At 68.7% G+C, this 13,026-nt stretch carries 12 protein-coding genes; 10 read left to right on the forward strand and 2 right to left on the reverse strand.

Features of this window, described 5'->3' with window-relative positions; translation table 11 throughout:
* Nucleotides 1-134: 134 nt before the first annotated feature.
* The 10 genes from AC0680_RS00050 to AC0680_RS00095 all read left to right on the forward strand — a co-directional run bounded on the left by AC0680_RS00050 (nt 135) and on the right by AC0680_RS00095 (nt 10,270).
* Nucleotides 135-1,118, forward strand: coding sequence for a sugar ABC transporter substrate-binding protein (locus AC0680_RS00050; RefSeq protein ID WP_478623379.1), 984 nt, complete (start codon nt 135-137; stop codon nt 1,116-1,118).
* The gene (locus AC0680_RS00055) at nt 1,115-2,185 is read left to right on the forward strand and encodes an ABC transporter permease (RefSeq protein WP_478623381.1); all 1,071 of its coding nucleotides are present in this window, start codon (nt 1,115-1,117) and stop codon (nt 2,183-2,185) included. Before AC0680_RS00050 ends, AC0680_RS00055 begins: the two co-directional genes overlap by 4 nt.
* Nucleotides 2,182-3,024, forward strand: coding sequence for an ATP-binding cassette domain-containing protein (locus AC0680_RS00060; protein WP_478623383.1), 843 nt, complete (start codon nt 2,182-2,184; stop codon nt 3,022-3,024). The genes AC0680_RS00055 and AC0680_RS00060 overlap by 4 nt, the downstream gene beginning before the upstream one ends.
* Nucleotides 3,025-3,253: 229 nt before the next feature.
* Nucleotides 3,254-4,375 carry an ROK family glucokinase gene (locus AC0680_RS00065; RefSeq protein ID WP_384436056.1) on the forward strand — a complete coding sequence of 374 codons (1,122 nt, stop codon included), beginning with the start codon at nt 3,254-3,256 and terminating at the stop codon, nt 4,373-4,375.
* A complete protein-coding gene (locus AC0680_RS00070; RefSeq protein ID WP_478623386.1) occupies nt 4,372-4,944 on the forward strand; it encodes a hypothetical protein in 573 nt (190 codons plus the stop codon). Before AC0680_RS00065 ends, AC0680_RS00070 begins: the two co-directional genes overlap by 4 nt.
* 117 nt (nt 4,945-5,061) lie before the next feature.
* Nucleotides 5,062-5,769, forward strand: a complete 708-nt coding sequence (gene merB, locus AC0680_RS00075; RefSeq protein ID WP_478623388.1) for an organomercurial lyase — start codon at nt 5,062-5,064, stop codon at nt 5,767-5,769.
* Between the two features lie 221 nt (nt 5,770-5,990).
* Nucleotides 5,991-6,671 (forward strand): hypothetical protein, encoded by a 681-nt coding sequence (locus tag AC0680_RS00080; protein WP_478623390.1) that lies wholly within the window; start codon nt 5,991-5,993, stop codon nt 6,669-6,671.
* 519 nt (nt 6,672-7,190) lie between these two features.
* Nucleotides 7,191-7,499, forward strand: a complete 309-nt coding sequence (locus tag AC0680_RS00085) for a hypothetical protein (protein ID WP_478623392.1) — start codon at nt 7,191-7,193, stop codon at nt 7,497-7,499.
* 55 nt (nt 7,500-7,554) lie between these two features.
* The gene (locus tag AC0680_RS00090) at nt 7,555-9,198 is read left to right on the forward strand and encodes a hypothetical protein (RefSeq protein WP_478623394.1); all 1,644 of its coding nucleotides are present in this window, start codon (nt 7,555-7,557) and stop codon (nt 9,196-9,198) included.
* A gap of 727 nt (nt 9,199-9,925) precedes the next feature.
* Nucleotides 9,926-10,270, forward strand: coding sequence for a DUF4352 domain-containing protein (locus AC0680_RS00095; RefSeq protein WP_478623396.1), 345 nt, complete (start codon nt 9,926-9,928; stop codon nt 10,268-10,270).
* Between the two features lie 239 nt (nt 10,271-10,509).
* Here the strand turns inward: AC0680_RS00095 and AC0680_RS00100 are convergent, their stop codons facing one another.
* Both AC0680_RS00100 and AC0680_RS00105 read right to left on the reverse strand, forming a co-directional pair.
* The gene (locus tag AC0680_RS00100) at nt 10,510-11,886 is read right to left on the reverse strand and encodes an IS1380 family transposase (RefSeq protein WP_478623398.1); all 1,377 of its coding nucleotides are present in this window, start codon (nt 11,884-11,886) and stop codon (nt 10,510-10,512) included.
* A 277-nt stretch (nt 11,887-12,163) separates the two neighbouring features.
* Nucleotides 12,164-12,535: a hypothetical protein gene (locus tag AC0680_RS00105; protein WP_478623400.1), complete on the reverse strand. Its 372-nt coding sequence runs from the start codon at nt 12,533-12,535 to the stop codon at nt 12,164-12,166.
* Nucleotides 12,536-13,026: the final 491 nt, after the last annotated feature.

Genomic DNA, 13,026 nt, shown 5'->3' on the forward strand with positions numbered 1-13,026 from the left:
CGGCCCGGCGGGGCCGGACGGGCGAGACAGCCAGGACGGCCGGAGCAGCCAACACGGCCGATACAGCCAACACAGCGTGACATCAGCGGGAAGGGCAAGTCCTCGTGGCAAGGGTTCAAAGAAGGGGACGCGTCGTGAGCGCCGTGGTGGCGGCGACGCTCGGCGCCTCGCTGGCGGGATGCAGCGCCACCGGAGGCAAGCGGGCCGAGGAGGAACGCGCCGCCCAGGCCGCCGGCGGCAGGGCCGCGGTGAACACCCCCAGGTGGACGTTCGCGATGGTCACCCACTCGGGAGACGGCGACACGTTCTGGGACATCGTGCAGAACGGCGCCGAGCAGGCCGCCGCCAAGGACAACATCAAGTTCGTCTACGGGCACGACAAGGAAGCCAGCCGGCAGAGCCAGCTCGTGCAGTCCTACATCGACCAGAAGGTCGACGGGCTGATCGTCTCGCTGGCCAAGCCGAACGCCATGAAGGACGTCGTCCGCAAGGCCGAGAAGGCCGGTATACCGGTGATCACGGTGAATTCCGGGGCCGAGGAGTCCAAGGCGTTCGGCGCGCTCAGCCATATCGGCCAGGACGAGACGGTGGCCGGCGAGGCCGTGGGCGAGGAACTGAACGGGCGCGGCAAGAAGAAGGCGCTCTGCGTCCTGCACGAGCAGGGCAACGTCGGTCATGAGCAGCGCTGCGACGGCGCCGCGAAGACGTTCAAGGGCGATCTTCAAAAGCTCTACGTCGAGGGCACGAACATGCCCGACGTGCAGTCCTCGATCGAGTCCAAGCTCCAGTCGGACCGCGGTATCGACTCCGTCGTCACGCTCGGCGCGCCGTTCGCGGCCACCGCGGTCAAGGCCAAGGAGCAGGCCGGCAGCCGGGCCGAGATCGACACCTTCGACCTCAACGCGCAGGTCGCGGACGGCCTCAAGAACGACTCGCTGGGCTTCGCGGTCGACCAGCAGCCCTATCTGCAGGGCTATGAGGCGGTCGATCTGCTCTGGCTCTACAAGTACAACTCCGACGTTCTCGGCGGCGGCAAGCCGGTGCTCACCGGCCCCCAGGTGATCACCAAGAAGGACGCCGCCGCGCTGCAGGAATACACGAAGCGGGGAACACGATGAGCACCACCGACGCACCACCTCTGCAGCCCGCGGGCCCGCCCGCCAAGCACGCCGACGAACGCCTGCTGCACCGCTCCCTGGCGCGCCGCCTGATGGGCCGCCCCGAGCTCGGCTCGGTCGTCGGCGCGGCCGCCGTCTTCCTCTTCTTCTCCTTCGCCGCCGAACCCTTTCTGCAGGCGTCCAGCCTCTCCACCGTGCTGTACGCCTCGTCGACGATCGGCATCATGGCCGTGCCGGTGGCGCTGCTGATGATCGGCGGCGAATTCGATCTCTCGGCCGGTGTCATGGTCGTCAGCTCGGCGCTGATCTCGTCCATGTTCAGCTACCAGATGACGGCCAACACCTGGGTCGGCGTCGGGGTGTCGTTGCTGGTCACCCTCGCCATCGGGGTCTTCAACGGATTCCTTTTGACCCGTACGAAGCTCCCGAGCTTCATCATCACGCTCGGCACGTTCTTCATGCTGACGGGCCTGAACCTCGGCTTCACCAAGCTGATCAGCGGCACCGTCTCCACGAAGTCGATCTCCGACATGGAGGGCTTCGAGTCGGCCCGTGCGCTCTTCGCCTCGCATCTGACGATCGGCAGCGTCGACGTACAGATCACGATCCTTTGGTGGATCGTGCTGGTCGCGGTGGCCACCTGGATCCTGCTGCGCACCCGCGTCGGAAACTGGATCTTCGCGGTGGGCGGCAACTCCGACGCCGCACGGGCGGTGGGCGTCCCGGTCACCAAGACCAAGATCGGCCTCTATATGGGCGTCGCCTTCGCCGCCTGGGTCTCCGGACAGCACCTGCTGTTCTCGTACGACGCGATCCAGTCCGGCGACGGGGTGGGCAACGAGTTCCTCTACATCATCGCCGCGGCGGTCGGCGGCTGTCTGATGACCGGCGGTTTCGGCTCGGCGATCGGTGCCGCGGTCGGTGCCTTCATCTTCGGCATGACCAGCAAGGGCATCGTCTACGCCCAGTGGAACCCGGACTGGTACAAGTTCTTCCTCGGTGCGATGTTGCTCCTCGCCACACTCCTGAACGCATGGGTCCGCAAGCGGGCGGAGGAGAAGTCATGACAGACCTGGACAAGACCGCCGAGGGCGGGAAGACGGCCCTGGTCGAGCTGACGGACGTCAGCAAGTTCTACGGCAACATCAAGGCCCTGGAGGGCGTGTCCCTGGAGGTGCACGCGGGGGAGATCTCCTGTGTGCTCGGCGACAACGGCGCCGGCAAGTCCACCCTCATCAAGATCATCGCGGGGCTGCACCAGCACGACGCCGGCACCTTCACCATCGAGGGCGAGGAGACCACCCTGTCCTCCCCGCGCGAGGCCCTGGACCGCGGTATCGCCACCGTCTACCAGGACCTGGCCGTGGTCCCCCTGATGCCGGTGTGGCGCAATTTCTTCCTCGGCTCCGAGCCGACCACCGGTGTGGGCCCCTTCAAGCGGCTCGACGTGCGCACGATGCGCGAGACCACCCGCAGCGAACTGCTGCGGATGGGCATCGACCTGCGCGACGTCGACCAGCCGATCGGGACCCTCTCTGGCGGTGAACGGCAGTGCGTCGCCATCGCCCGGGCCGTCTACTTCGGCGCCAAGGTCCTCGTACTGGACGAGCCGACGGCGGCGCTCGGCGTCAAGCAGTCCGGCGTCGTGCTCAAGTACGTCGCGGCCGCCCGGGACGCCGGACTCGGCGTGGTGTTGATCACCCACAATCCGCACCACGCCTACCTCGTCGGCGACCGTTTCGTCCTCCTCAAGCGCGGCACGATGGCCGGCAGCCACGCCAAGTCGGAGATCGCCCTGGAGGAGCTGACCCGCCAAATGGCGGGCGGCAGCGAACTGGAACAGCTCAGCCACGAGCTGGCCCGCACCGCGACACCGGAATTCCCCGGCGGCCACCGGCCCGACTGATCACCGGCCCGTGCCTCCGCGCCCCGCGATGCACCGCGGGGCGCGGAAGCATGTGCGCGATGCGCCGCACTGCCCTGGTGATGCACAATCGCAGCGAACCAGCACATCGAGGCCCCGGCCTCCCGAGACCCGCAGGGACGAGACGACTCTTGCGCGCACGCAGCAGCCGCACGGGGGCACCACCCACGCCCTTCAGGCAGTGGGGGAGCAACGGCGAAGAGGTGGGTCGATGAGCATGTACCGGGACCGGGTGCACCGGGGATCCGCCAGGGCCACCGTGCTGCGCACGGTCGGCACCCGCGAGCGGCGCTCGCATCTGACCGCCCCCCGCGTGCCCACCGTCGGCATCGACATCGGCGGCACCAAGGTCATGGCGGGCGTGGTCGACGCCGACGGCACCATCCTGGAGAAGGTCCGCACCGAGACGCCGGACAAGTCCAAGAGTCCCAAGGTCGTCGAGGACACCATCACCGAGCTGGTGCTCGACCTCTCCGACCGGCACGACGTCCACGCGGTGGGCATCGGCGCGGCCGGCTGGGTCGACGCCGACCGTTCCAATGTGCTCTTCGCCCCCCATCTGAACTGGCGCAACGAGCCGCTGCGCGACCGGCTCGCCGGCCGCCTGGCCGTCCCCGTCATGGTCGACAACGACGCCAACACCGCCGCCTGGGCGGAGTGGCGGTTCGGCGCCGGCCGCGGCGAGGACCACCTCGTGATGATCACCCTCGGCACGGGTATCGGCGGCGCCATCCTGGAGGACGGCGCGGTCAAGCGCGGCAAATACGGCGTGGCGGGTGAATTCGGCCATATGCAGGTCGTCCCCGGCGGCCACCGCTGCCCGTGCGGCAACCGCGGCTGCTGGGAGCAGTACAGCTCCGGCAACGCCCTCGTACGGGAGGCCCGGGAGCTTGCCGCCGCCGACTCCCCGGTCGCGTACAACATCATCGAGCGGGTCGGCGGCCGTATCGGCGACATCACCGGGCCACTGATCACCGAGCTGGCCCGGGAGGGCGACGCGATGTGCGTCGAGCTCCTCCAGGACATCGGCCAGTGGCTCGGCGTCGGCATCGCCAACCTCGCCGCCGCCCTCGACCCGTCCTGCTTCGTGATCGGCGGCGGTGTCAGCGCCGCCGACGACCTCCTGATCGCCCCGGCCAGGGACGCCTTCCGGCGCCACCTCACCGGCCGCGGCTACCGCCCCGAAGCCACGATCGCCAAGGCCCAGCTGGGCCCGGAGGCCGGAATGGTCGGCGCCGCCGACCTCGCCCGCCTGGTGGCCCGCCGTTTCCGCCGCGCCAACCGCCGGCGCGTGGAGCGCTACGAACGCTACGAACGGGCCGGCCGCCGATGACCGAAACCGAGTCTCCCACCATGCACGACGACCACCACCCCGCCCCGCAGCCCCGAGCCAAGCGCCGCCGCCCCCTGCTGACGGCGCTGATCGTCTTCCTGCTGATCGCGATCCCGGCCGGCTACATCGTCATCTCCGCCGAGCAGAGCCGCGACAGCGGCGAGGGCAAGGAGCAGGAGGCCGCCGCCACCGGCCTGACCAACGCCTTCCCCTCCAAGGTCCAGCAGCGGATCTACAACGTGCCGGTCCCGATCGGCTCCACCCCGGTCTGGTACTACGAGACCAACTCCTGGCAGACCAGCTCGCTGTTCGTCCAGTTCCGGACCAACGAATGGGGCCTGGAGCACTACCTCAAGGCCGTCGGCACCAGCACCGCCGCCCTCAAGAAGGACCGGCAGACGATTCCGCCCGCCCAGGCGGCGAAGGTCGGCTGGGACTTCGGCGTGGACTGGCCGTGGGCGGGCACGACGACCACGAGCACGGCACCGCACCCGTCCCAGCGGATCATGGTCAGCTATGACGAACCGGGGCACCCGGTCGTCTACACCGTCTCGACCGTGAGGTTCTGACCTGCGCGGACTCCGCTCCCCTCTGCACACGAACGCCCCCCGGCCTCCTCAAGGCGCACGCTGGAGACCACCGACGCCATCGACGCCATCGCCTCGACCAGCGGAGGGAGCACAGGAATGACCGGGAGCATCCCAGAAGCCCCCAAGGCCCTTCACGGGACGGAGCGGGTCCGCCTGGCCGTCTACCACGGATTCGCGCGCACCGGTCGTGCACCGGGCGTGCCGGAACTCGCCGCACTCACCGGACTCGCTCCCGACCAGGTGCGCCGGGAACTGCGCGCCCTCCATGACAGCCATGACGTGGCCCTGGACCCGCGGGACACCGACCGCGTGGTGATGGCCCACCCCTTCGCTTCCGTGCCGCTCGGCTTCTCCGTCATGGGGGCACACACACTGTGGTGGGGCGGCTGCGCCTGGGACTCGTTCGCCATGCCCCATCTGCTTCAGGACGAGCCCGACGTCCTGGTCGCCACCCGCTGCCCGGCCTGCGACACCCCGCACGCCTGGGTGGTCGGCCGGGAGGTACCCCCGCCGGGCGACCAGGTGGCCCATTTCCTCACCCCCATGCACCAGGCCTGGGACGACGTCGTTCACACCTGCGGCAACCAGCGCCTGTTCTGCTCCACGGACTGCGTCGACACCTGGCTGCGAAGGACGGACCAGGAGCGTGGCTACGTCATGGATCTGGGCACCTTGTGGCGCCTCGCCCGCGACTGGTACACCGGCCGCCTGGATCCGGGCTACACCCGCCGCGACCTCGCCTCCGCCACCGCCTACTTCGCGGAGGTCGGCCTGCACGGCTCCTTCTGGGGACTGCCCGACTGAGGTCCCGGCCCGCGGTCCCGGCCCGCCGGGCAGCCGCCCGTGATCACCGGTGAACGGGGTGCCGGGACGGCCGCGACGCCGTGATCACACCAGGGAGCGCCGGGACGACCGCGACGCCGTGATCACACCAGCCGTTCCAGGACCATCTCACCCGTGATCAGCAGCCATGGGACAGCCCATAGGGTGAGCGGGTGGTCGAACGTGAGGTGAGGACGGGGCGTGTGGTGCAGCCTGCCCACGTGGTCGAGGTCGGGACCGAGCCGCTGGACCGGCCGACACGGAACTCGGTGGGTGGCTGGCCCTTCCTCGACGACGCCCAGAGGTGGCCCGAGTGCTTCTGCGGCGAGCGGTTGGCTCTGTTCTTCCAGCTCGACATACCCCTGGACGTGGCGGTGTTCGGCGGAGACCACCTGCTGGTCTTCCACTGCCGTGCGCACAACGACGCGTCCGAAGCCGAGTTGGCCGACGGCCGGCTCGTACCCCGGTACTGGGACGCTCCGCAGCCGCCCTACCCGGGCCCGTTCTGGCGAGTACTGCTCCAGCGCCACGCGGCGCTGCCGGCGGCGGAGGCCGAACCCTCCCTGCGCGCCCTGCCGCTGACCCTGCGTCCCTTCACGGACACCCCCGACCCGCGGGGGCTCGGAGCCCAGACCTTCAAGGTGGGCGGTACGCCGTCCTGGGCGCAGGACCCCGAGTCCTACAGGTGCGCGTGCGGCACCGACCTGGTGTTCCTCTGCCAGGTGCCGGAGGGCATGGAGTTCGCCGTCCACCCCGGCCAACCGGAGCAGACCTACAGCATCCGCGCCGACAGCTACTGGCTGTTCCTCGGCAACGAGGTCTACCTGATGGCGTGCCCGGCCCACTGCGACCCGGCGGCGGTCTGGCCGGTGAACCAGAACTGACCCCTCGGCAGGACAGCCTCGAGGTTTCCGCGTCACGTGGTTGACCTTCGACGCCTTCGCCGACAGCCCACACTGTCTCTGGCCCCGCGACGAGGTCGCCAAGGCGTTCGAGGACGACGTGGGCTTCCGACGCGCCTGTCTGGTCATGAGCCGGGGGGCCGTCAGCAGCCGGTCGCGATACGGGGGCCGGACGGGCTCGCCCTCGCCGCCCAACGTTGGGGTGTCCGAGAAGTCGACGCCCGCTTCGAGGGTGGCGTCCGTGATCGCGTGGCTGTCGTCCTCGGTCGTTTGCGGACCGAAGTGCATGGCGCCGAGGACCAGTCGGTCGACCTCGATGCCGGTACCTGCGAGCTGTGGGTACTTCATGGTCGAACAGCCCACGCCTTGGCGGGCTCGAGTCAGGCGGGGCCTCCGCCGTGCGGCGGAGGGGATTCGTGCTGCGGGAGGATCCGGGGGTGTCCGGCCCGCGCGAAGGTGCTGGTGTCGCACTTTCACGGGGAGCGGAACGGGGGGCCTGTCATGGCCAAGGAGCAGTACCGAGTCGATCTGGACGCCCTGGACCAGGTCGTACGGGAACTCAACGAAATCCTGCGCGATATGGGCGGTCCCAAACGCACCGCGGAGAACAATACCTATCTGGCTCCGGGAGCCCTGGGTGTGAATTTTTCCGAGCAGCAGGAGTTGTACGACGCGCACGACAAGATGGTCGACCATCTCAAGCACGATGTCATCGGTCCGTTGGAGAAGCTGATCGATGACTTCGGGCAGAAGACCAAGAAGGTCAAAGGGGCGTACGACGACGCCGAGGCGGAGAATGCCGTGAGGTAGCGGCGGACGCGCACGGGAAAAGGGTCAGGAAGCTGAAGCGGGACGGGGAGCGGGAATGTCGGGTTCGGAGAGAAGCCTCAAGCCCTTCGACACGGATTTCAACACGCAGACCGGGTCGAATCTCCACTGGATGCTGGGCGACGCCGATGTGGACCATGTCTATGACGTCGCGAAGAACTGGCTGGACGTCCACGACCAACTGGTGGGCGAGGAAGGCGACGACGGGGCCAGTGTCCGGGGGAGACTGGTCAAGGCCGTGAAGAAGGTCCGGGAGACCTGGCACGGCACATCCGCCGAGAAGTTCTCCGAAGAGGCCGGCAGGGTCGTCGAGGACATCGGGCGCGGCGCGACGTTCGCGAAGAACGTCTCGGGCACGATGAAGGAGGCCGCCGGCGCGTTGCAGCACGCCGTGGGGGACATGGCGAAGATCGACTGGGACCTGCCGGCGTGGGGGTCGCCGTACATCGAGTACGAGCGGGCGATTCAGCAAGGTGTTTTCGATGATCCCGGTCTCGAGTTGCAGTCCCAATTCATAGGCCACGACCGCTATCGACGGCTCGGCGATGCCTATAAGCAGGTGCAGCAGGACCTCGCCAGTGGGATGAGTACGGAAGACATCCTCTCCTTGTGGAAACCGGATGGCGACGGTGACCTGGCACGTGGGGATCTGTGGATGCCCAAGTTCCAGCGGCAGGCGCTCGAGGCCGCGTTGGCCATGGAGAAGCTGGCCACGTCGTACAAGAAGCACACCGGCGACCTCAAGCCGCCCGAGGACATCAGGGGCTCGCGGCCCCCGGGCCAACGGCCGTCCGGCGGACCCAAGGGCGGCCTGCCGATCCCCAAGGGCGGCCTGCCCGGCGGAGGCGTGTCGCCGAGCGGGTCGATCTCCGGTGGGGCACCCTCGGGGGCCTTGGGGAGCCCGTCCGGGGGAGCCGGCGAGCTGCACGGGCCGGGGTGGTCGCCGCCGGACGTGCCCGGCGCGTCCCACGGCTCCGGATGGTCCGGAGGCGGTGGGCACCCCACGTCGCCGGTCGGCACCGGGCTCGACAGCTTCCCCAGCACGGACGCCCCCTCGATGACGGGTGGCGGCGGCCTCTCCGGACCCGCGTACTCAGGGCACAGCGGGGGATCCGGCACCCCCGGCGGCAGTACCGGCAGCGGCGGCTACCCGGGCGGACTGCCGGGCATACCGGGCGGGTTGGGACCCTCGGGCAGGGTGAGCGGCGGATCGGGCCCGCGCTCGGTCCCGCCGCCGGGCGCCGGGGCGCGTTCCGTCCCGGGGGCGCCGGGCGGTGTGTCCGCAGGGCGCACGGGCTCGGGTGCCGGCCGCCCCGGTATGCCCGGTATGGCGGGCGGCGGTGGCATGGGCACCGCGGGCAAGGGAGCCGCGGGCAAGGCAGCCGCGGCGGGCCGCGGCTCCGGCGGGTTGCGCACTCCCGGCGGCACGGTCGGCACCCCGTCCGGCGGTGCGGCACAGGCCCCGGCCCAGGGTGGATCCGGACTGCACCGCAGCCGGGGCGGCAGCGCGGGGGCCCGGTCCGCCACCGGCGGGAAGCCCGGCGCCCCGGGTATGAACGGCGCGGGCGCACAGCGCCGTACGGGCGGCGCGAGCCGCGACGACCGCCGCCGCAACTATCTGGTCGAGGAGGAGGAAACCTGGCTGCCGCGGCGCAACACGGTGCCGCGGGTCATCGAGTAGGCGATCGCGCGGGTCACCATCCGGTACTTCGCACCGGCGCCCACCGCCCGATTCCGGGGCCGTGACGCAAGCCTTGCCTGGTGCCGTTCATGTCACAACGGGCCGACCTCGGCGACGAGTTCAAAGCTCACCTCGGCTGTCAGGCCGTGATCCTTCGGTTGCCGATGATCGCTGCAGGCGTCACGTTCCCCACCACACGACCGTGATCAACGATTGAGCGCTCGACGCCTCAGCGACAACCATGCACGAGCTCGTTGGGGAGAGACCCCCGTCCCTCGACGAAATGTCGGGGAACCGGCCCGAACCACAAGGTGGTTGGGCGTCCGCGAAGAGCCTTCGCGAAAGAGCCTCCGCGGTGAAGATGCACGCCGGTCAGACAGTTACGACGACCTCGAACGGCTGGCCAGCGAGGCTGCTACAAGCCTCTGTCGGGCGTATGCCGTACAGTGCGCTCGATCGCGGGCAGGGGGCCCGCTGGAGTCTGGGGGACACCATGCGCCCATCTCGCCATGCCACTGTGCTCGTGGTAGCAGCGTTAGGCATCACAGCTCTTGCGGCCGGCTGTTCGTCGTCCGAGGACGCCCCCGAGAATCCGCCGCACTCACCAGCACCGAAGCGAGAGAAGACCGCGGGTCCGCCGCAGAAGAATGCTGAGACTCCCGTCATCACGGTTGGAAGGACGGCTTCCTACAGCGCCCTCGGCGGAGCTTCCGGGGAAAAGACCACGATGGCTGTCACTTTTCACGCCGTCAAGTACGTGACAGCATCAGAGATTGGTGCCGGAAATCCCAAAGGGCACTATGCCGTGATCACCCTCGAGGTCGTCAATGCCGGTAGCAGAGACGGTACCTTCCAGCCGTACCGGAATATGAAATGGAAGGGCAAGGGTGCAGCAGTTGAGGGGGTTTCTACGCTGCACTCAACTGGTACGCAGAGTGTCGATACGACCTACCACCCCGGAGAGGCTGTGACCGGGGACATCGTCCTTGACGTGCCGCGCAAGGGCGGAACGGTCAGCTACTACGAGGGAACTGGGCCGGCATTGCTCACTTTCGTGATGCCCGCGAAGTAGTGCCGGGCGGATATCTCGCGTATGAGAACCGTTCTCCGCGACTTCCATGTGCCGGAACTGCGGATGTCAAATCTCCCTAACCTCGATCTTTCGTGGGGGTCCGTCGACGGAGTCGGCGGACCTTTTCGTTTTCCGGGGCGGGGGTGAGCAGGCCGGTGGCCCGCCTGTCGCGTCGGGTGGGCGCCGGATTCCACTGCCCGGGGTCGGGTGGTGCTGTCGTCGGGACGGGAACTTGCTGGTCAGCCCGGGTTGGGCAGGAGCGTGAGTCGTGCGAGGGCGCCTGTGATTTCACCTGTCCAGGGCCAGTGCCGGGCGAGACGGAGGATCCTGCGCCGGCCGGTGGTGACGAGTTGTGCGGCCGCGCAGAACAGGCGGAGCCGCAGCCGGCGGGGTTCCCAGAGCCGGGCCTTGCCGGTCAGGGCGAGCATGGGCATCCAGGCCAGCAGGTCGAGAGCGATCTGCACGATCTCCAGCCAGACCTTGTTCTGCGCGGTGTGATGGAGAGGCAGATTGCGCAGGCCGGTGGACCGGGCGGCCCGGATCCGGTCCTCCGCCCGGGCCCGCAACCGGTGACGGAGCTCAAGCTCGGCGATTGGCCGGCCGGGTGTGTTGGTCGCGAAGCACGTGATCCGCATGCCGTCCGCGTCTGTGATCCTCAACTGGGCCCCAGGATGCGGTCGTTCCTTGCGGACGATCAGCCGCATGCCCTCGGGCCAGCCGTCCAGCAGGTCGCCGGTGAGCTCGGCGACCCAGGCCCCGTCGCGGACCTTGCCGTCGGCCTCGACGGCCGGCGTCCAGGCCGAGGCCGGGATCTTCAGCACGTGCTGGTGAATGGTGTCGGTGATCACCATGCCGACCGAGTAGGACAGCCATCGGCCCCGCCGGGCGAGCCAGGACACGAAGCCGTGGGTGCCGCCGGCGGAGTCTGTGCGGACCAGCGTCTGCCGCCCTCGCCGGTGCTTCTTCGGCAGCTGGGCCAGGGCCAGTTGGGCGGTGGTGATGTGGTCGGCGGCCGTGTTCGAGCCCGCGTTCCCCGGTCTGAGGAGGACGGCGACCGGCTCCCCGGTTCCGCCCGGGCCGTGGTCGACGAAGGCTGTGAGGGGGTGATGGCCGTAGGTCTTCTTCCAGGTCGCGGCCGCGTCCTCCTTGTCGGAGTGCGCGATCAGGAGGACGCCGTCGAGGTCGACCGTGACCTGTCCATCGGCGTCCGGGGCGTTCTCGCCCGCCAGTGACCAGACCCGGTTGCGGACTTCGGACCGTGCGGACCGGATGGCCTGCAGGGCTTTCTCGCCGGAGGCGGCGAGGGTGTCGATCAGGCGGGAGACCGTTGGGTCGGAAGCGACCGGGCCGAAGACGGCTGGCTCACACCGCAGCGTCGCGACGTCCGCGAGGCAGTCTCCGCCGAGTGCGACCGCCAGGGCGACGTCCAGGAGGATCTTGCCTGGATCGTGGACGGTCCGCGGCTTGCGCCACGGAGCCAGAGCTGCGGATATGGCCTGGTCAACACCGGTCTTGCGGACTGTTTCGACGAGCAGGACCGACCCGGCCTGGGAGACGACCTGACGGCCGTCATCCTGAACGCGGACTCGGGGATAGGACCCGATAGGGTGCTTCATCTGGGAAGTGCCTCTGGTTTCAGCGGGAACAAGGACCTCGGCAATCCTCATTCTTGCTGGTCAGGGGCACTTTCTGCTGAGCTGACCACTCGTCGGACAACCCGCTCCATGAAAGCCCGAGGCTAACGCCTTCGCTTTGTGTGCGATGGAAGTAGCGACGGGGAGATAGGGGGCAGCTCTCTTTCGGATGTGGGCATCCTGCACGCGAGACCATCGCTGATACGCCTCGTGTGACCGACTACCCGGCGGCGCCAGTGGGCCTGTCCGACCGCTCGCCTCATCGAGGTGCATGACCTTCCTTGCCGCGTCGGCGGATGGCCGATAGGGCAGCTCCCAGCGCCACGAAACCGACGAGGAACGGCACCGGCAAGTGGGTGCTCGGCGAGAACCGGATGTAATCCAAGTAGTGGCCGGCACCGTACAGCCAGGCTGTGCCGCAACCAATGACCAGTACATGGTTGTCGCGTTCGCCCAGGATGCGCATGCCCGCCCAGAGCAGCAGCGGCATCAGGAGCACGAGCCCGAACACCCACGTGGCGGTGCGTATGTCAGTCCCTGCCCATGTATTCGCGGGATCCGCGCTCTTCTCGGCGTTCCTCACGGCAGCGAAACCGGCGCTGAGGATGAGATGGCATATCAGGCCAGCCACTGCAGTGACTGCGGCCCCCTTGAGGGGCCGTACAGCTCGGGAGGTAGTCACGAGACTCATACTCCATGGAGGCGGTCAAGGAAACAGCGAGGATGTCGGGCAGTTCACGGACGAGGGTCGGCGCGTGGGGGCCTCCTGCGTGTGCAGGCCGGCGATTCCCGGCCTGCCCGCAGCATCAGCTCCTGACCTGTGTCGTCCCCCGGGAGTAGCGCTGCTTGTACGTACGCGGGGTTGGTGCGGATGAGCGTGACGTCCAGCATCTGCCGGAACTCCGATCGACCAGGCCCACTGAATGGGCGTGATCCCTTCCGCTTCTGCTGTCTCTCATGGGCCGATGCCCTGCTGAGGTCTGCGGACTTCGGTGGGCAGATGTCGACCTGGACGATGCCACGATCACCATTGCCGACGCACACCCCGCAGCACTGCTGCGATGGGCCAGCAGACGCCTCCGTCCTGATCAAGAGCCAGGCGCCGCATCCGTACCAGCGGAT

This window comes from Streptomyces sp. NPDC043738 (genome assembly GCF_056436545.1).

Coding starts and splice junctions, on each gene's coding strand:
- AC0680_RS00090 (WP_478623394.1), top strand. CDS start 7,555: ATGTCGGGTTCGGAGAGAAGCCTCAAGCCCTTCGACACGGATTTCAAC.
- AC0680_RS00060 (WP_478623383.1), top strand. CDS start 2,182: ATGACAGACCTGGACAAGACCGCCGAGGGCGGGAAGACGGCCCTGGTC.
- AC0680_RS00100 (WP_478623398.1), bottom strand. CDS start 11,886: ATGAAGCACCCTATCGGGTCCTATCCCCGAGTCCGCGTTCAGGATGAC.
- AC0680_RS00095 (WP_478623396.1), top strand. CDS start 9,926: ATGGCTGTCACTTTTCACGCCGTCAAGTACGTGACAGCATCAGAGATT.
- merB (WP_478623388.1), top strand. CDS start 5,062: ATGACCGGGAGCATCCCAGAAGCCCCCAAGGCCCTTCACGGGACGGAG.
- AC0680_RS00065 (WP_384436056.1), top strand. CDS start 3,254: ATGAGCATGTACCGGGACCGGGTGCACCGGGGATCCGCCAGGGCCACC.
- AC0680_RS00070 (WP_478623386.1), top strand. CDS start 4,372: ATGACCGAAACCGAGTCTCCCACCATGCACGACGACCACCACCCCGCC.
- AC0680_RS00085 (WP_478623392.1), top strand. CDS start 7,191: ATGGCCAAGGAGCAGTACCGAGTCGATCTGGACGCCCTGGACCAGGTC.
- AC0680_RS00055 (WP_478623381.1), top strand. CDS start 1,115: ATGAGCACCACCGACGCACCACCTCTGCAGCCCGCGGGCCCGCCCGCC.